Here is a 17016-nt window from a genome sequence, read left to right as displayed (position 1 = left end):
GTATTCATATGAATACCATCGCATTCAAACCACTTCCGGATGGACGCCATGGTCACCACCTCCACCACGATGGAGCCCCTCTCCGCACGGATACCGAGCGACCTCTACCTCTGGCTGGCGCAGCTGCAGGTGGAGGGCGCCACCACCAACAGCGACAAGCTGCGGGTGCTGCTGGGCCAGCTCAAGCGCCACCACGACGGTGCGCTGGACTACGTGGCCGCCCATGCCTGGGCGCGCGACACCACGGGCCGGTTGCGCGACTCCCTGGTGCGCACCGAGGGCCAGACGGGCCGGCATTCGGACGTACTCAACGCCATGCTGGACCATGTCACGACCTGCCTGGCCATCGTCGTGAGCAACGCCCCGGCCTCGGAGCAGGAGGCCGCGCGGCTCGAAGACCTGCTGGTGCGCCGGGGCTTTGCGCTCAGTGAGATGCTGCTGCGCCAGGCAACCACCGCGCAGGCCAGCGCGTACGATCCAGGCGTTGTACAGCGCCATGCCGCCGCGACCCTGGAGCTGGCCCAGACCATTCAATCCCCTCTTTCGAAAGGAGCCTGAGATGGCAGATTCGCTCAAGACACGTGTCGGCCGCATCATCGCCGGCAGCGTGCATGCGCTGGTGGACCACCTGGAGAACCATGCCCCGTTGGCGGTGATGGAGCAATCGCTGCGCGAGGCCGACACCGTGATCGGCGAAGTGCGCCATGAGCTCGGCCGCACCAGTGCCAACCGCCACCTGGCCCAGCAGCAGCATGCCCACCTCAACGGACAGCACGGCAAGCTCGCCGAGCAGATCGACCAGGCACTGGCGGCCGGCCGCGAAGACCTGGCGCGCGCTGCGGTGGCGCGCCAGCTCGACATCGAGGCGCAGATCCCGGTGCTGGAGACCACCCTGGCCGACTTCGCCCGGCAGGAGAGCGAACTCACGGGCTATGTGGCCGCCCTGCAGGCCAAGCAGCGCGAGATGTCCGATGCCCTCGAAGGCTTTCGCCAAAGCCGTGCCAGTGCGGCGCCAGCCCCCGCTGCAGCAGCACCGGGCAGCGCCAGCCCTGCCAGCCGCATGGACGCCGTCACCGGCGCCTTCGACCGCCTGTATGCGCGCCAGACCGGCCTGTCGGGCACCGACCGAAGCCACACGCTGGACCAGGCCGCCAAGCTCAAGGAGCTCCATGACCTGGTGCGCGACCACAAGATCGCCGAGCGCATGGCACGTTTGAAGACGGGCCAGCCGTGATCGTCGGCCTGTTCACCGCTCCGGAGACCTGGCCCTTCGGCGTGGCCTTTGCGCTCATCGTCGGCATCGCGCTGATCGAAGGCCTGGGCATGCTGGTCTCGCTGAGCCCGAGCAACTGGCTCGACGACCTGCTGCCCGACATCGACGGTGACACCGGACTGGACCGGGTGCTGGGCTGGCTGTACATCGGCAAGGTGCCCTCGCTGGTGCTGCTGGTGCTGTTCCTCATGGGCTATGCCATCTTCGGCTACAGCCTGCAGAAGGTGGCCCATGGCCTGCTGGGCGGCTACCTGCCCGTGTGGCTGGCGGGCCTGGTGGCCGTGGCGCCCGGCATGGCCACTGTGCGCAGCCTGGGCGCGCTGATCGCGCACATCATTCCGCGCGACGAGACCTCGGCCGTGAGCGAGATGTCGCTGATCGGGCGGCACGGCGTTGTCTCCGCCGGGGCGGCACGCCGTGGCCTGGCGGCCCAGGCGCGCGTGCGCGACGCCCATGGCCGCACCCACTACCTGATGGTGGAGCCCGACCTGGACGACGAGGTCTTCGACGAAGGCGCGCAGATCCTCATCGTGCGCAAGGCCGGGGCCTTCTACCGCTGCATCGCCAACCCGCACCCGGGCTTGATGTAGCCGCACATTCCCAGCACCATACCAACACCAACCGAGGGAGCCACCGAGAAATGACCAACCTGTTCGAACTGGGCGTAATCGCCGCCATTGCCCTGCTGGCGCTGCTGACCATCGGCATCGTCTTTGCGCGCCTGTACAAGCGCTCCACCAAGGAAACCGCCTTCGTGCGCACCGGCCTGGGTGGCCAGAAGGTCATCATGGACGGCGGCGCCATCCTGCTGCCGGTGTTCCACGAGCGCGTGCTGGTGAACATGAACACCCTGAAGCTCGAAGTGGTGCGCCGCGCCAAGGAAAGCCTGATCACCAAGGACCGCATGCGCGTGGACGTGACGGCGGCCTTCTTCGTGCGCGTCAAGCAGACCGAGGAAGCCGTGAGCATCGCCGCCCAGACCCTGGGCGCGCGCACCATGAGCCCCGAGGAACTCAAGGCGCTGGTGGAAGACAAGTTCGTGGACTCGCTGCGCGCCACGGCTGCCACGATGACCATCCAGGAGCTGCAGGACAAGCGCCGCGACTTCGTGCAGGCCGTGCAGAACGCCGTGGCCGAAGACCTGGAGAAGAACGGGCTGGAGCTCGAATCCGTGTCGCTGACCAGCCTGGACCAGACCGACAAGCAGTTCTTCAACCCCAACAACGCCTTTGACGCCGAGGGCCTGACGCGCCTGACCGAACAGACCGAAGCCCGCCGCAAGCAACGCAACGACGTGGAGCAGGACACCGAGGTGCAGGTGCGCACCAAGGACCTGGAGGCCACGCGCCAGAAGCTCACCATCGAGAAGGACCAGGAGTTCGCCTCGCTGTCGCAAAAGCGCGAAATCGAGAACACCCGCGCCGAGCAGGCCGCGCTGATCGCCACGCAGCAAGCCGAGCGCAGCCGTGAAGCCGAGGCCGCCAAGATCGAGGCCGAGCGCCAGGTGAGCCAAAAGCGCATCGAGGCCGAGCGCGAGATCAAGGCCGCCGAGATCGAGAAGAACCTGGTGATCCAGACGCGCGAGATCGAACTGGAGCGCCACACCGAGACCAAGCGCGCCGAACAACGCAAGCAGGTGGAGATCGCGCGCCAGGACACGCAGATCGCGATTGCCAACAAGTCGCGCGAACAGTCCGATGCCGACGCCGCCGCCAACCTGGCGCGCGCCGAGGCCGTGAAGGCCGAGGAAGCCGTGAACACCGCGCGCCAGGTGGCCGTGGCCGAACGCGACAAGAACATCCAGCTGATCGAGGCATCCAAGGACGCCGAGCAGAGCGCCATCTCGGTCAAGGTCTCGGCATCGGCCGAGAAGGAGGCCGCCCTGGACCGTGCCGAGGCCATCACCATCGAGGCCCGCGCGCGCCAGGCGGCAGCCCTGGCCGAAGCCGAAGGCAAGCGCGCGCTGAACGAGGCGCTCAACACCCTGTCGGCCGCGCAGGTGGACCTGCAGGTGCGCAGCCTGCTGCTGCAGCAGTTGCCGCTGATCATCCAGCAGGCCGTGCGCCCGATGGAGAAGATCGACTCGATTCGCATCGTGCAGGTGGGCGGTCTGCCCGGCGGCTCGGGAGGCCATGGTACGGGGCAAGGCGGCAGTGGGGCACAGGGCACCTTTCCCGAGCAGGTCATGAACTCGGCCCTGCAGTACCAGATCGCCAAGCCCATCGTGGACGCGGTGATGAAGGACGCGGGCCTGTCCAACGAAGGCATCACCGGCCTGGCGCACAGCCTGGCCGGCATGCTGGGCAACCCGCCGCAGACCGCGCCGGCGCCTGCCAGCCACGCCGCCGAGTGATCCGGTAGCCCGGCTTGGCCGGGCTCGGCGCACAGCCCCGCGTGGCTTGTGCGCCACGCAAAGCCCTGCAGCCAGGCGGCCCAGCCCATGGGCGTGGCAGACTCAAGCACCATGCTCAACCTGCTTGCGTCCCTGCTGAATTTCATCCTGACCATGCTGCTGCCCTTGCTGGGCCTGGTCTTGACCGCAGCCCTGCTGGCCTACGGCGTCTACGCACGCTGGATCAACGTCCCGCACAAGTGGCTGCTCACCCGGCGCGCACTCCAGGTGCTGTGTGCCGTGGCCGTCCTCTGCAATGCCCTGATCGTGCTGCAGTGGTACCTGGCGAACAGCGCCCGGCAGGCACGGCTGGACGGAGCCGTCGTTCGTGCCAGCAGGGAGCGGTTCGTGCTGCCGCAGGACTTCCAGTACGGCGAACTGCTGATCCCGGCGGGCAGCCTCGTCAACCGCACCGATCCGTTCGACAAGGGCGAGCCTGGCAAGCCGGTTGCATTGCATGGACTGGAATCGGTGCGCTTTGCGCAGCCCGTGGAGATTGCCGGTGCCTGGGCGAGCGCACTGCAGATCACCCCCATGCGCCTGGAACTGGCACAGGACCAGACCCTGGGCCCGGTCTACCGGTTCGACAGCAACACCCAGGGTTGGGTGGTGCACAAGCTGGTGCCGGCACTGGCCTGCCGCAAGGGACAGGTGGCCGTGTTCCAGGTACCGCCTATCCCCTACGACGTGCAGGCGGAAGTCGGCAAGCCTGCGCCCGATGGGCCCGAGGCGCGCTTTCGGCCCAGCGAATGGCTGCTGCGTGCCTGCGAGAACGGCCCGGCCATCACCGTGCAACCCGCCCATGCGGGAACCCCCAGCCCGGGGCAGTGAGCCTCTGGTTCAGCGGTTGAGTTCTGCCAGACGCTCGGGGGTACCCACGTCGGTCCAGCGGCCGTTGTAGAGCGAGGCGCCCACGCGGCCCGCGTCCATGGCCCGGCGCAGCAGCGGCGCCAGAGCCGCCTTCTCACCCCCGGGGTTTCCGACCGGAATGTCGCACCAAGGCGTGAAAAACAACTCGGCATGCAGCAGCGCGATGGTGCTGTAGGTGTAGCGCAGCGCCGGGTCATCGGCCGGCAGGTTCAGCGCCAGCCCCTCGGGCGACATGCCGAAATCGCCGCGTGGATGGTGCTCCGGGTTGGGCACCAGCCACAGGTGGGCCAGCTGCCTGCTGGCCTTGAAGGCTTGCACTGCCTTCGCATCGAACACGAAGTCCGGCACGTACACGTCCCCGGCCGCGAGCCAGAACACGTCCGACTCCACCAGCGGCAGCGCGCGCGCAATGCCACCCGCCGTCTCCAGCGCGCCGCCGAAGTCGCGGCCCTCGCGGGAGTAGGCGATCTCGATCCGGTGGTTGCCCCGGCGTGAGTGGTGCGTGCCGAAGGCGGTGCCACAGTGGGCTTCGATCTGCTCGCCCAGCCAGGCGGTGTTGATCACCACCTCGCCCACGCCGGCCTCGGCCAGGGCCTGCAGGTGCCATACCAGCAGCGGCTGGCCCTGCACCGGCAGCAGGGGCTTGGGGGTGGTGTCGGTCAGCGGGCGCATGCGCTCGCCGCGGCCGGCGGCCAGCAGCAGGGCCGGGACCTGGGCTGCGGCGCTCATGCCGAGGCATCCATCGCCGCGACACCCACGGCACCGCGCTGCAGCTCGTGGCGCTGCACGCTGGCGGGCTCGAACAGGGCCAGCAGCGCATCCATGAGCGCGCGCGCCTTGCCCGAATGGTCGGCGCCAAAATTGCAGACGTAGACGTCCAGCGTCACGGCGCGCTGCTCGGGCCAGGTGTGCACGCACAGGTGCGATTCGGCCAGCAGCACCGTGGCGGTGACCCCGCCCGGCCCCTGCTCCGTGGCGGGAAACCCATGGAACAACTGGCCCACGGGCTGCAGGCCCGCAGCGCGCACGGCGTCCGTGCAGGCACGGCCCAGGGCGGCGGCGTCCAGCAGCCATTCGGGGGCGCAGAGGCAGCCATGGAGATCGGCGGTGAGGTGCAGTCCTTGCATGGCTTGCACTGTAGTGCATTGGCGCTTGCCGTGGCCGGTTGGCGGGGCTTCGCGGGGCCTGCCGGCGGGCCCCGGGGCGCGCACCGGTAAAATGCCGGGTTTCCCCTGAACCTCCCCCACCCGGAGCCGCCCTTCCATGGCCAACACCCTGCAAAACCAACCAATGGCAAACGCGATCCGCGCGCTGGCCATGGACGCCGTACAACAAGCCAACTCAGGCCACCCCGGCGCCCCGATGGGCATGGCCGACATGGCCGTGGCCCTGTGGGGTCGCCACCTCAAGCACAACCCGACCAACCCCCAATGGTTCGACCGCGACCGCTTCGTGCTGAGCAATGGCCACGGCTCCATGCTGCTGTACGCGCTGCTGCACCTCACGGGCTACGACCTGCCCATCGGCGAGCTCAAGAACTTCCGCCAACTGCACAGCAAGACCGCCGGCCATCCCGAAGTAGGCATCACGCCCGGCGTGGAAACCACCACCGGCCCGCTGGGCCAGGGCATCACCAACGCCGTGGGCTTTGCCCTGGCCGAGAAACTGCTGGCCTCCGAGTTCAACCGCGAAGGCCATGCCGTCGTGGACCACAACACCTACGTCTTCCTGGGTGACGGCTGCCTGATGGAAGGCATCAGCCATGAGGCCGTGTCGCTGGCCGGCGCCTGGAAGCTCAACAAGCTGATCGCGCTGTACGACGACAACGGCATCAGCATCGACGGCCAGGTCGCCCCCTGGTTCGCCGACAACACGCCCCTGCGCTTCGTGGCCAGCGGCTGGAACGTGATCGGCCCCATCGACGGCCACGACGCCGAAAAGGTCACCGCCGCCATCGCCGAAGCCAAGAAACAGGGCGAGCGCCCCACCCTGATCGTCTGCAAGACGCACATCGGCAAGGGCAGCCCGAACCGCGCCAACACCGCCAAGGCCCACGGAGAGCCTCTGGGCGCCGAGGAAATCGCGCTGACCCGCGAAGCCCTGGGCTGGAGCCACGAACCCTTCAGCATCCCTGACGACGTGTACGCCGCCTGGAACGCCAAGGACACCGGCCAGGCCGCTGAAGCGACCTGGAACGAGCGCTTTGCCGCCTACACCGCCGCCTTCCCCGAGCTGGCTGCCGAGCTCACACGCCGCATGCAGGGCCAGTTGCCCGCCAACTTCGCCCAGGTGGCCGTGGACACCGTGATCGCCGCCCATACCAAGGGCGAGACCGTGGCCAGCCGCAAGGCCAGCCAATTGGCACTGGAAGCCTTCACCGCCGCCCTGCCCGAGCTGCTCGGCGGCAGCGCCGACCTGACCGGCTCCAACCTCACCAACACCAAGAGCACGCCCAACCTGCGTTTCGACATGCAGGGCAACGTGGTGCAGACCGAAGTGGCCGAAGGCAAGAAGATCGGCGGGCGCCACATCAACTACGGCGTGCGCGAATTCGGCATGGCCGCGATCATGAACGGCATTGCGCTGCACGGCGGCTTCATTCCGTACGGCGGCACCTTCCTGACCTTCAGCGACTACAGCCGCAACGCCATCCGCATGGCCGCGCTGATGAAGCAGCGCGTGATCCACGTGTTCACGCACGACTCCATCGGCCTGGGCGAGGACGGCCCGACCCACCAGTCGGTGGAGCATGCCGCCAGCCTGCGCCTGATCCCCAACCTGGACGTGTGGCGCCCGGGCGATACGGCCGAAACCGCCGTGGCCTGGAGCGTGGCGCTGACAAACAAGGACAAGCCGACTGCACTGCTGCTGTCGCGCCAGAACCTGCCCTACGCACCCAAGCGCGACCTGGGCGACATCAGCCGCGGCGCCTATGTGCTCAGCGAGCCGACCGATGTGGGCCTCAAGAAGAAGGCCGTGGCGGTGATCATCGCCACCGGCTCCGAAGTGCAGCTGGCGCTGAAGGCCCAGCGCCTGCTGGCCGACCGCAAGATCGCCGTGCGCGTGGTCTCCATGCCGAGCAACACGACCTTCGACCGCGAGGACGCCAAGTACAAGAAGTCTGTGCTGCCCGCGGGCATCCCCCGCGTGGCGGTGGAAATGGGCGTGACCGATGGCTGGTGGAAGTATGGCTGCGCCGCCGTCGTGGGTCTCGATACCTACGGCGAATCGGCTCCGGCACCGGTGCTGTTCAAGCACTTCGGTTTCACCGAAGAGAACGTGGCTGCCACCGTGCAGGCCGTGCTCAAGGGCGGCCGCTGACAGGGCGCGGCGGGGCAGGAACGTAACATTGTGCAAATATGCAGAGGTTTCGCGTGACTTACAGCACGTTGCGGCCTCTTTGCATGCTTGACGCCGTTACATGTGGCCGGCACGCTAGTCGTTTTCATTGACGTCCCCCTTTTTTGAAGGAGTTGCCATGATCCCGACCCTGTTCCCCCGCAAGTCGCTGGCCGCATTGGCCGTGCTGTCGCTGGCCTGCCTGTCGGCACAGGCCCAGGTGGAGATCACCGATCCGCCAGCGGGCCACAATTTCGGCAAGGTCCCGCTCAATGCCACGTTTTCCACGCAGTACTTCTCGGTGTTCAACCGCAGCAGTGCGCCGCTGCAGCTGGGCACGTTGATTTCCAGCGGTGCGGCCCTGGCGACCTGCGCTGGCATTGGCTGCCCGGTCGTTGCGCAGGGGGACTTCCTGATCCCGGCCGGCTCGGACGGCTGCTCCAACGCCGTGCTGCAGCCCAACCAGGGCTGCTCGACTCTGGTGGCCTTCACCCCCACCGCCCCCGGGGCGCGCATTTCCCAGTTCATCGTCCAGTCGCGCGCTGGCGGGGCGCTGGCGACGTACCCGCTGCACGGCACGGGCATCTCGACGCCGCTGGACTGCGTGCTTGACTGGGCCGAGAAAAGCTTCCCGCAGCTGCTGACCACGCCCACCGGCACGGCCACCGTATCGCCTTTCCAGTTGCGCTGCTATGCCAACGGCACCATGTGCCTGGGTGCCGACACGGCCGTACCCACCTTCGACCAGCCCAGTGTCTACTTCTACCAGACGCAGCCCACCCCCTCGGTGCAGCGCCTGGGATACCTCTCGACATTCGCGCAGGCGGCGCAGTGTCAACCATGATTCCTTAACGTTTGGAGAACCTTGGAAATGACGATCAAGATTGGCATCAACGGCTTTGGCCGCATCGGCCGCAACGTGCTGCGCTCCGCCATCCAGAATTTCAGCGACATCGAAGTCGTTGCGATCAATGACCTGCTGGAGCCCGAGTACCTGGCGTACATGCTGCAGTACGACTCGGTGCACGGCCGCTTCAAGGGCGAAGTCTCGGTGGAAGGCAATACGCTGATCGTCAACGGCAAGAAGATCCGCCTGACGCAAGAGCGCGATCCCGCCAACCTGAAGTGGAACGAGGTCGGCGCGGACGTGGTGATCGAATCCACGGGCCTGTTCCTGGACAAGGTCACGGCCCAGAAGCACCTGGACGCCGGCGCGAAGAAGGTCATCCTGTCGGCGCCTTCGAAGGACGACACCCCCATGTTCGTGTACGGCGTGAACCACACGAGCTACAAGGGCGAGGCAATCGTCTCCAACGCCTCGTGTACCACCAACTGCCTGGCCCCCGTGGCCAAGGTGCTCAACGACAAGTGGGGCATCAAGCGCGGCCTGATGACCACGGTGCATGCTGCCACCGCCACGCAAAAGACGGTGGACGGCCCCTCCAACAAGGACTGGCGCGGCGGCCGCGGCATCCTGGAGAACATCATCCCTTCGAGCACCGGCGCTGCCAAGGCCGTGGGCGTGGTGATCCCTGCGCTGAACAAGAAGCTGACCGGCATGTCCTTCCGCGTGCCCACCAGCGACGTCTCCGTGGTCGACCTGACGGTGGAGTTGGAGAACCCCGCCACCTACGAAGAGATCAAGGCCGAGATGAAGGCCCAGTCCGAAGGCGCGCTCAAGGGCGTGCTGGGCTACACCGAAGACAAGGTGGTGGCTACCGACTTCCGCGGCGATACCCGCACCTCGATCTTCGATGCCGACGCCGGCATCGCGCTCGATGGCACCTTCGTGAAGATCGTCAGCTGGTACGACAACGAATGGGGCTACTCGAACAAGTGCCTGGAAATGGTGCGCGTGGTGGCCAAGTAACCCGCTTCCGCTTCTGATCAAGGCCGGCAGCCCGCAGGGGTTGCCGGCTTTTTTCATCGTCGCGCGGATTCAAGGACCGCCATGCAACAGCCGCTCGAACAGATCGCCGGGCCCCATCTGCCCACCCTTGAGCATGATCTCCATGCCATCGAGCGCCGCAAGGTCGCTGTGCAGCTGGCACAGCGCCACGCCGGGCGACAGCGAGGCCTGGTACGACAAACCCCAGGCCGCGAGCGACTGCACCGCGAGACTGGAGGTGTCGCCCCCGGCGATGCCGATGCGGCGCAGCGCCACCTGTGCCAGCACACGTGCCAGCACTCGCCCGCCGGCCTGCGCCACGGCGTGTGCCGTGGCACCGCCGGATGCGCTGCCCGCAGTCACCGCCAGCACGCTGCGGCCATCCCGCAGCAAGGCAGCCAAGCGGTCGGCCATGGCCTGTGCAGCGGCATCGCCGCCCTCGACCAGGCTTGCCACATCGACGGGTACCGTCTCGTACGAAACGGCCATGCGCACCTGCTGGGCGGTCACCGGCGACAGGCTGCCCGCCAGCACGAAGACAGGACCCTGGGCCGCCGCCAATGGCCGTGCGTCCATCGCAGCCGCTGCGCGCGGCCACTGTGTCGCCAGGGCCTGCACCACGCTGCTCGGGCCCACCGCCAGCAGGCGCGCCTGCTGCGCCCGGCGCCACACCAGTTGGCCCACGGCCTGCAGGTCCTCGGGGCGGCTGGCATCCATCAGCACGGCAGCGGGGTGCCCCGCCAGCATGGCATCGAGCGCCGCCTCCTGGTGGGCCAGCGGCTGGGCGTACAGCGGGTAATCGATTCCAGGCACCGGTTGCAGGGCCTGCTGCGCCAGGTGCAGGCGCAGGTCGCTCTCCTGCATGGGCGTGACCGGGTGGCGGCTCATGGTGGGGTGCCGATCAATGCGATGCACCGCAGGGTCGCTCCCTGCGCGGGCGAACAGGTTACCGAACACGCAGTAGCGCCCCAGGCTGGGCTGGCCGCCGACGATGGGGACGAAGCGGTTCTCCACATGCTGGCGCAGCGTGTGTACCGCCACGCCGATGCTGCCCACCTGCGGCGCGCTATCGAAGGTGGAGCAGACCTTGTAGTGCAGCACCGGCACGCGCATCTGCGCGAAGAAGCGGCCCACGGGCTCCAGTTCGGCGCGCATGGCCTCGGGGTCCATGGCGCGGGCCGCGCCGGCGATGCCGATGGCATCGAGCGGGCCTGCGCGCTGCAGTTGCACAGACGTGGGCACGCCCATGAACAGCAGGGCACGCAGCCCCGCCTGGGCGGCCGTGGCCAGGGTGTCGGTGGCCCCGGTGAAGTCGTCGCCGTACCAACCCAGCCGGGCGGTGGATGCAGCCATCATGCGCTGGTCTCCACACTCAGGCCTTGGCGCCGAAGAAACCGAGCGCGCGCTGCAGCTCGGGAGCGTGCCGGGCGAAGTGGTCGAGGGGCGTTCCCGCCGCCACCGCCTCCCAGGCCTGCTGGATGCTTGCCACCCCGGCTGCGGGGCCATCGGGGTGGGCCAGGATGCCACCGCCCGACATGAAAAGCAGGTCGGTGCTGCGCAGGCGCTCCCAGGTCAGCGGCACGGTGCCGGCCCACTGGCCGTTGGAGACGGCGGGCAGCACGGCATCGTCCAGGCCCAGCGCAAGGGGGGCCAGCGTGTCGTGGGCCGACTCGACCACCTCGTCGTCGGTCTGCGAGAACTTGCCTTGCAGGCCGTGCACATGCATGTGGTCCACTCCCGCCAGGCGCCACAGGGTCTGCCAGGCCTGGAACGAGAAGCCCAGCAGCGGGTGCCGCGACAGCGCGCCATAGCCGTTGCGGTGGCCATGCAGCGCCAGCGGCGTATGCCGGCGCAGGGTCTGCACAGCCGAGTAGCCGCACCAGTTGAGGCTGGCCATCACGCAGCTGCCGCCCTCGGCCTGCACCAGGTCGGCGTGGCGGCGCATGGCGTCCGTCTCGTCGGTGACGTTGAAGGCCACCATGACGTGCTTGCCCGTGCGGTCCTGGTGCGCTCGCACAGCGCGCATCACGGCCCTAACGCGCTCCTGCAGCGGGGCATGCACGGGGTCGGCGCAGACCTCGTCGTCCTTGATGAAGTCCACGCCCGCCGCGCACAGCCGGGCGGCCAGCGCCCCGGTCTCCTCGGCCGACAAGCCCACGTTGGGCTTGACGATGGTGCCGATGAGCGGGCGCCCCTGCACCCCCGTGAGCGCACGGGTGCCCGCGATACCCTGGCGCGGCATGTCGAAGCGTGTGCGGTATTCCGCAGGCAGGTGCAGTGATTCGAGTCGCAGACCCGTGACCTCGCCCAGGTCGAACAGGTTGCCCGACACCGTGGCCGCCAGCGTGGGCAGGTTGGCGCCCACATTGGCCACCGGAAAGCGGACCCGAATGCGCGCACGCCGGAACGGCCCAGCCAGGGGCTTGCCGGCTGAGGCACGGCGCTCCAGCCAGCCGTTGGGCAGGCTGGGGGCAGCCACGGATTCGAGCTCCTCGATGGACTCCACCATGGCGCGCGCGCGCTCACGCAGCGCATCGGTCTCGCCCTCCACACGCGTGAAGGTGCCGCACGACTGCTCCCCCGCCAGTACCTCCGCCACGTGGGCCGGGTCCAGCGGCGTCTCGATCAGGTAGGTGGCTTCGAAATGCTGGGCGTCCATGGGATCAGAGGGTGTTGAGGTCGGGGAAAGGCCGCACCGGGTCGCTGCCGTCCCAGCCCTTGGCCGCCTCGCGGATCAGCGTGAACAGCCGGCCCTTGGGCCCCGCCACTTCGGACAGCTCGATCAGCGCGCCTGGGTGCAGGCCCGGGTGCTTGCCGTCCTCGAAGTAGACGAAGCGGCCGTTCTTGCCGACCTCGCCGCTCATGCAGACCTTGAAGCCCGCTGCCTCGGCGCGCGCCAGATCGGCGTCGAAGTCCTCCGTCCAGTACGCCACATGCTGCCCACCCACGTGGCCGGCCTGCTGGAAGTCGCGGTACATGGAGGGCACGTCGTTGCGCGTCTGCAAGAGCTCGATCTGCACGCCACCCGCGTTGGCCAGGGCCACGGAGTTGTGCGGTTCATGGCGCTCGCCGCGGTAGGTGTAGTTTTGGATCGGCACGCGCGGGTTGTAGTACCAAGGCCCGACGCCCAGTACGTTGGCCCAGTAGTCCATGGCGGCCTCGATGTCGGGCACGAGGTAGGCCACCTGGCGGATCTCACCAAAGAATCGGCTCATGGTTTGCGTCTTTCAGAAAGGGAAGGAGGGCCCGGTGCACGCAGCGGCCAGACCAGGGGGACTGGATGGAATGCGTTACTTGGTCAGAAAACCGGTGGAAAACCATGGGATCGCGGCCACGATGAGCAAGCCCACGAACAGCGCCATGACGTAGCCGCCGATATGGGACAGGCCCTCGTTGGGGTGCACCTTGCTGATCGCGCAGGCGCCGTAATAGCCCACACCGAACGGCGGCGCGAAAAGGCCGATGCCCATGGCGAAGATCACCACCATGGCGTAGTGCACCTCGTGGATGCCAACGGCCTTGGCAATGGGAAATAGCAGCGGCCCTAACAGCACGATGGCCGGGATGCCTTCGAGCACGCTGCCCAGCACCACGAAGGCAATGATGGAAACCGCCATGAAGCCCCAGGCACCTCCAGGCAGCTGCTTCATCACCTCGGCCAGGTCGTGCGAGAAGCCCGACTGCGTGAGCCCCCAGGCCATGGCCGTGGCGCAGCCCACGATGAAGATGATGGCGCCGGTGAGCGAAGCGGTCTCGATGAGCATGGGCCGCAGCCGGCGCCAGTCGAACTGGCGGTGGATGAACAGGCCCACCAGCACAGCGTAGACGATGCCGATGGTGGAGACCTCGGTCGCCGTGGCAACGCCCTCGACCACGGCCGCGCGGATCACGAACGGCAGCGCGATGGCTGGCAAGGCCGTGACCAGGAAGCGCACGATCTGCGCACGGCCGAAGCGCTGCACCTGCGACAGGTCTTCACGGCGGTAGCGCCACCAGACCACAGCGCACAGGCAGGCCCCCACCACCACGGCCGGCAGCATGCCGCCCGTGAACAGCGCCGCGATGGACACGCCCGTGACCGAGCCGATGGTGATCAGCACGATGGAGGGCGGTATGGTTTCGGTCTGCGCGCCCGTGGCCGACAGCAGCGCCACCAGGTCGCCGGGCTTGGCGCCGCGCTTTTGCATCTCGGGGAACAGCACCGGCGCGATGGCCGCCATGTCGGCGATCTTGGAGCCCGAAATGCCCGAAACCAGGTACATGGCACCGATCAGCACATACGACAGCCCACCGCGCACGTGGCCCAGCAGGCTGGCCAGGAACTGGATCATGGCGCGTGCCATGCCGGTCATCTCGATCAGCGCGCCGAGGAAGATGAACAGCGGCACGGCCAGCAGCATCAGGTGCGACATGCCTTCATCGAGCCGGCCCACCAGCACCGGCATGGGTGCGCGCGTGGTGAGCGCCATATAGCCGAAGGTGGCCAGTGCGAACGAGAAAGCGATGGGCACGCCCGCGAACACGCAGGTGGCCACCACCACGACGAAGAAGATCACCAAATTGAGCTTGCCCAGCGGCGGGAACACCGGCTGCGCCAGCCAGAAGGCCAGCACCAGCGCGCCCACCGTGGCGCAAGCCGCCAGCATCACGGCCAGACCGCCCTCGCGCAGCATGCGCAGCGTGCACACCAGCAACATCAGCGCCATGCCCGCCGGCAGCGCCGAGGCGCGCCAGGCGTTGCTGATCTCCAGCGCCGGCGTGACGATCACGGCCTCTTCGGCCGCGTACTCGTACGCGTGGTGCAGGATGAGCAGCAGGAACGCGAACGACGCGGCCATGGCCAGCGCCTCCAGGTAGGCGCGCGCCGCCGGCGGCACCTTGCCCACGAAGGCCGTCATGCGCATGTGCTCGCCGCGGCGCAGTGCCACCACCGCGCCTAGCATGGACAGCCACAGGAACAGGATCGAGGCCAGCTCGTCGGACCAGACCAGGGGTGCGTGGAACACGTAGCGCGACACGACACCGCAGAACAGCAGGCAGATCTCCACCAGCACCAGCAGCGCGGCGGCGGACTCCACCACCGCGCCGATGCCCCGATCCACGGGACCGAGCGCGGCACGCCAGCCCGTGGGAACGGGGGCGGACACGGCAGCTGCGAGCATCAGGACACCTTGCCGACGGAGGCTTCCAGCAGCGCCCAGGCCTCGTCGCCGAACTTGCCCTTCCACTCGGTGTAGTAACCAGCCTTGCGCAGTTGCTCACGGAAGCTTTGCGGGTTGGCATCGTTGAAGGCCATGCCCTTGGTGGTGAGGTCGCTGCGCAGCGTCTCGTTGAGTTTGGCGAGGTCGGCGCGCTGCTGCAGCCCGGCTTCATCGAAGGCCCGGCCCAAAATCAGCTTGAGGTCGTCCGGCAGGCCGCGCCAGGCGCGTCCGTTGACGACCATGTGGTAGCCGTCCCAGCTGTGGTTGGTGACCGAGCAGAACTTCTGCACCTCGTAGAGCTTGGCGGTCTGCACGATGGCCAGCGGGTTCTCCTGCGCATCCACGACCTTGGTCTGCAGGGCCGAATACACCTCGCTGAATTGCAGGCTGGCCGGTGATGCCGACAGCGCCTTGAACATCGAGATGCCCATGGGGCTCACGGGCACGCGGATCTTCATGCCGCCCAGGTCGGCCGCACTGCTGACGGCCTTGGTGCTGGTGGTCACCTGGCGAAAGCCGTTGTCCCACATGCGCGGGAAGGTGTACAGGCCCACCTTGGCAAAGGCCGCACGGATGCTGTCGCCCAGCTTGCCATCCACCGTCTTCCACACCTGCTCGTAGTCGGCGAAGGCGAAGCCCAGGGCCGTGATGGCGCTGATGGGCGCCAGCGTGGCGATCACCATGGTGCCGGCGTTGAAGATCTCGAGGCCACCGCTGCGCACCTGCGAGAGCATGTCGGTGTCGCCGCCGAGTTGGTTGTTGGGGAACACCTTGAGTTCGAGCCGCCCTTTGCTCTCGGACAGGATGCGCGCCGCCGCCTCGTTGGCGCGCACGTTGAGCGGGTGCGACACAGGCAGGTTGTTGCCGAACTTGAAGCTGTACTCCGGCGCAGCAGCGCTCGCCAGCCCCGGCCAGGCGCCCGCGACGGATGCGGCGGGCAACGCGCACAGACCGCGCAGCAGGCTGCGGCGCGAAGATGAGTGATTCGAATGGGCCATGGTCTTTGTCTCCTGTCTTTATGGAATCGTTGGAATCGGCACGCGCGGGGCGGCTCGTTCAAGGGCAGACCTTATCGGTGGTCGGAGGCCTGCGCAAATCGAAAATCTGATGACTTTTGATGGTTGGAAGCGTCAGTTGCACCGCGCATGCATGCCACCATCGACCAGCAGCTCCACGCCGTTGATGTAGCGGGCTTCGTCGGAGGCCAGGAACACCGCGGCGTTGGCCACGTCCCAGCCATCGCCCATGCGCCCTGTGGGCGAGAGCTTGTGGCGCGCGGCCACCATCTCCTCGTGGCTGGCGTAGAAGCCCGAGATCTGGCGGTAGATGTGCGGCGTGTCCATCACGCCTGGCAGTATGCAGTTGGCGCGGATGCCCTCCCCCGCGTACTGCAGGGCCACGCTCTGGGTAAAGGAGTTCACCGCCCCCTTGGAGGCCGCGTAGGCGCAATAGGCATAGCCCGTCCAACGCACGCCACCGAGCGCACCGATGTTGACGATGGCGCCCGACTGCTGCGCCTGCATCAGCGGCAACACGGCCTTGCAGGTCAGGAACATGCTCTTGACGTTGACCGCCATCACTCGGTCCCAGGTGTCTTCGGTGGTCTCCACCGGGCCGCCCTGAGAGGTGATGCCCACGTTGTTGTGCAGGATGTCGACGCGGCCGAAAGCTTCGGTGGCCGCCTGCACGGCGGCCTGTACATCGGTCCACTGCGTGACGTCGGCCGTGACCGCAATGGCTTCGTTGCCTTCACCAAGGATGGTGTCGCGCGTCACTTCGGCGGCGGTGCCATCACGGTCCACCGCGACCACCCGGGCCCCGGCCCGCGCATAGGCGGCTGCGGCGGCCTTGCCATTGCCCCAGCCGTCGCCATCGGACCCGGCACCGAACACCAGGGCGACGCGGCCCGCGAGCCGCTTGTTGTTTGTCTCCATCATTGTTCCTTGTCTTGACCACCGCCCTCTGGCATGCGGTGGGCTCTTACGATAGCCTCGGGCCCGTGATGTACCAACCGCCAAACATGATGGGTTTTGATGGTTTCGGAGGGCCGCCG

16 protein-coding genes are annotated in these 17016 nt (G+C 67.7%); 8 read left to right on the top strand and 8 right to left on the bottom strand.

From position 1 onward, the window contains the following. Window positions 1-48 precede the first annotated feature (48 nt). From ACSQ9E_RS30725 to ACSQ9E_RS30705, 5 genes are all read left to right on the top strand, one after another. Window positions 49-558 carry a hypothetical protein gene (locus tag ACSQ9E_RS30725; RefSeq protein ID WP_057200840.1) on the top strand — a complete coding sequence of 170 codons (510 nt, stop codon included), beginning with the start codon at window positions 49-51 and terminating at the stop codon, window positions 556-558. Window position 559: 1 nt separating this feature from the next. Beyond that, a complete protein-coding gene (locus ACSQ9E_RS30720) occupies window positions 560-1234 on the top strand; it encodes a PspA/IM30 family protein (RefSeq protein WP_436220007.1) in 675 nt (224 codons plus the stop codon). Continuing rightward, window positions 1231-1863: a YqiJ family protein gene (locus ACSQ9E_RS30715; RefSeq protein ID WP_057267231.1), complete on the top strand. Its 633-nt coding sequence runs from the start codon at window positions 1231-1233 to the stop codon at window positions 1861-1863. Before ACSQ9E_RS30720 ends, ACSQ9E_RS30715 begins: the two co-directional genes overlap by 4 nt. A gap of 50 nt (window positions 1864-1913) precedes the next feature. Further along, the gene (locus ACSQ9E_RS30710; protein ID WP_057200743.1) at window positions 1914-3626 is read left to right on the top strand and encodes a flotillin family protein; all 1713 of its coding nucleotides are present in this window, start codon (window positions 1914-1916) and stop codon (window positions 3624-3626) included. Window positions 3627-3737: 111 nt separating this feature from the next. After that, window positions 3738-4496 carry a hypothetical protein gene (locus tag ACSQ9E_RS30705; protein ID WP_057200839.1) on the top strand — a complete coding sequence of 253 codons (759 nt, stop codon included), beginning with the start codon at window positions 3738-3740 and terminating at the stop codon, window positions 4494-4496. Between the two features lie 9 nt (window positions 4497-4505). Here ACSQ9E_RS30705 and ACSQ9E_RS30700 read toward each other — a convergent pair whose 3' ends face one another. After that, entirely contained in the window at window positions 4506-5264 is a 759-nt protein-coding gene (locus tag ACSQ9E_RS30700; protein WP_057200742.1) for a nucleotidyltransferase family protein, read from the bottom strand. Next, window positions 5261-5662 (bottom strand): S-adenosylmethionine decarboxylase family protein, encoded by a 402-nt coding sequence (locus tag ACSQ9E_RS30695; RefSeq protein WP_057200741.1) that lies wholly within the window; start codon window positions 5660-5662, stop codon window positions 5261-5263. The genes ACSQ9E_RS30700 and ACSQ9E_RS30695 overlap by 4 nt, the downstream gene beginning before the upstream one ends. Before the next feature lie 136 nt (window positions 5663-5798). On the opposite strand from ACSQ9E_RS30695, the gene tkt reads away from it, so the two are divergent. The 3 genes from tkt to gap all read left to right on the top strand — a co-directional run bounded on the left by tkt (window position 5799) and on the right by gap (window position 9744). Beyond that, window positions 5799-7856, top strand: a complete 2058-nt coding sequence (gene tkt, locus ACSQ9E_RS30690; protein WP_057200740.1) for a transketolase — start codon at window positions 5799-5801, stop codon at window positions 7854-7856. A gap of 157 nt (window positions 7857-8013) precedes the next feature. Then, complete coding sequence (locus ACSQ9E_RS30685; RefSeq protein WP_057200739.1) at window positions 8014-8718, top strand: hypothetical protein; 705 nt, start codon at window positions 8014-8016, stop codon at window positions 8716-8718. A 27-nt stretch (window positions 8719-8745) separates the two neighbouring features. Beyond that, the gene (gap, locus tag ACSQ9E_RS30680) at window positions 8746-9744 is read left to right on the top strand and encodes a type I glyceraldehyde-3-phosphate dehydrogenase (RefSeq protein ID WP_057200738.1); all 999 of its coding nucleotides are present in this window, start codon (window positions 8746-8748) and stop codon (window positions 9742-9744) included. Between the two features lie 69 nt (window positions 9745-9813). Here the strand turns inward: gap and ACSQ9E_RS30675 are convergent, their stop codons facing one another. The 6 genes from ACSQ9E_RS30675 to ACSQ9E_RS30650 form a co-directional block, all read right to left on the bottom strand. After that, complete coding sequence (locus ACSQ9E_RS30675; protein WP_436220006.1) at window positions 9814-11118, bottom strand: four-carbon acid sugar kinase family protein; 1305 nt, start codon at window positions 11116-11118, stop codon at window positions 9814-9816. Between the two features lie 16 nt (window positions 11119-11134). Beyond that, window positions 11135-12421 (bottom strand): ribulose-bisphosphate carboxylase large subunit family protein, encoded by a 1287-nt coding sequence (locus tag ACSQ9E_RS30670; RefSeq protein ID WP_057200736.1) that lies wholly within the window; start codon window positions 12419-12421, stop codon window positions 11135-11137. A gap of 4 nt (window positions 12422-12425) precedes the next feature. Then, the gene (locus tag ACSQ9E_RS30665) at window positions 12426-12977 is read right to left on the bottom strand and encodes a VOC family protein (RefSeq protein ID WP_436220005.1); all 552 of its coding nucleotides are present in this window, start codon (window positions 12975-12977) and stop codon (window positions 12426-12428) included. Between the two features lie 75 nt (window positions 12978-13052). After that, complete coding sequence (locus ACSQ9E_RS30660; protein ID WP_436220004.1) at window positions 13053-14924, bottom strand: TRAP transporter large permease; 1872 nt, start codon at window positions 14922-14924, stop codon at window positions 13053-13055. Next, window positions 14924-15961, bottom strand: a complete 1038-nt coding sequence (locus tag ACSQ9E_RS30655) for a TRAP transporter substrate-binding protein (protein ID WP_057200733.1) — start codon at window positions 15959-15961, stop codon at window positions 14924-14926. The genes ACSQ9E_RS30660 and ACSQ9E_RS30655 overlap by 1 nt, the downstream gene beginning before the upstream one ends. Before the next feature lie 132 nt (window positions 15962-16093). Further along, a complete protein-coding gene (locus tag ACSQ9E_RS30650; protein ID WP_057200732.1) occupies window positions 16094-16897 on the bottom strand; it encodes an SDR family NAD(P)-dependent oxidoreductase in 804 nt (267 codons plus the stop codon). Window positions 16898-17016 lie beyond the last annotated feature (119 nt).

The organism is Acidovorax sp. LjRoot118, assembly GCF_964253575.1.
Lineage (GTDB): Bacteria > Pseudomonadota > Gammaproteobacteria > Burkholderiales > Burkholderiaceae_C > Acidovorax.
The sequence above is the reverse complement of the archived record's forward strand: the minus strand, read 5'-3'. Positions and strand labels throughout refer to the sequence as shown.

What these genes read in the sequence shown, in the direction of transcription:
- ACSQ9E_RS30725 (WP_057200840.1), top strand. Translation starts at nt 49, where the DNA reads ATGGTCACCACCTCCACCACGATGGAGCCCCTCTCCGCACGGATACCG.
- ACSQ9E_RS30720 (WP_436220007.1), top strand. Translation starts at nt 560, where the DNA reads ATGGCAGATTCGCTCAAGACACGTGTCGGCCGCATCATCGCCGGCAGC.
- ACSQ9E_RS30710 (WP_057200743.1), top strand. Translation starts at nt 1,914, where the DNA reads ATGACCAACCTGTTCGAACTGGGCGTAATCGCCGCCATTGCCCTGCTG.
- ACSQ9E_RS30705 (WP_057200839.1), top strand. Translation starts at nt 3,738, where the DNA reads ATGCTCAACCTGCTTGCGTCCCTGCTGAATTTCATCCTGACCATGCTG.
- ACSQ9E_RS30700 (WP_057200742.1), bottom strand. Translation starts at nt 5,264, where the DNA reads ATGAGCGCCGCAGCCCAGGTCCCGGCCCTGCTGCTGGCCGCCGGCCGC.
- ACSQ9E_RS30695 (WP_057200741.1), bottom strand. Translation starts at nt 5,662, where the DNA reads ATGCAAGGACTGCACCTCACCGCCGATCTCCATGGCTGCCTCTGCGCC.
- tkt (WP_057200740.1), top strand. Translation starts at nt 5,799, where the DNA reads ATGGCCAACACCCTGCAAAACCAACCAATGGCAAACGCGATCCGCGCG.
- ACSQ9E_RS30685 (WP_057200739.1), top strand. Translation starts at nt 8,014, where the DNA reads ATGATCCCGACCCTGTTCCCCCGCAAGTCGCTGGCCGCATTGGCCGTG.
- gap (WP_057200738.1), top strand. Translation starts at nt 8,746, where the DNA reads ATGACGATCAAGATTGGCATCAACGGCTTTGGCCGCATCGGCCGCAAC.
- ACSQ9E_RS30675 (WP_436220006.1), bottom strand. Translation starts at nt 11,118, where the DNA reads ATGATGGCTGCATCCACCGCCCGGCTGGGTTGGTACGGCGACGACTTC.
- ACSQ9E_RS30670 (WP_057200736.1), bottom strand. Translation starts at nt 12,421, where the DNA reads ATGGACGCCCAGCATTTCGAAGCCACCTACCTGATCGAGACGCCGCTG.
- ACSQ9E_RS30665 (WP_436220005.1), bottom strand. Translation starts at nt 12,977, where the DNA reads ATGAGCCGATTCTTTGGTGAGATCCGCCAGGTGGCCTACCTCGTGCCC.
- ACSQ9E_RS30660 (WP_436220004.1), bottom strand. Translation starts at nt 14,924, where the DNA reads ATGCTCGCAGCTGCCGTGTCCGCCCCCGTTCCCACGGGCTGGCGTGCC.
- ACSQ9E_RS30655 (WP_057200733.1), bottom strand. Translation starts at nt 15,961, where the DNA reads ATGGCCCATTCGAATCACTCATCTTCGCGCCGCAGCCTGCTGCGCGGT.
- ACSQ9E_RS30650 (WP_057200732.1), bottom strand. Translation starts at nt 16,897, where the DNA reads ATGGAGACAAACAACAAGCGGCTCGCGGGCCGCGTCGCCCTGGTGTTC.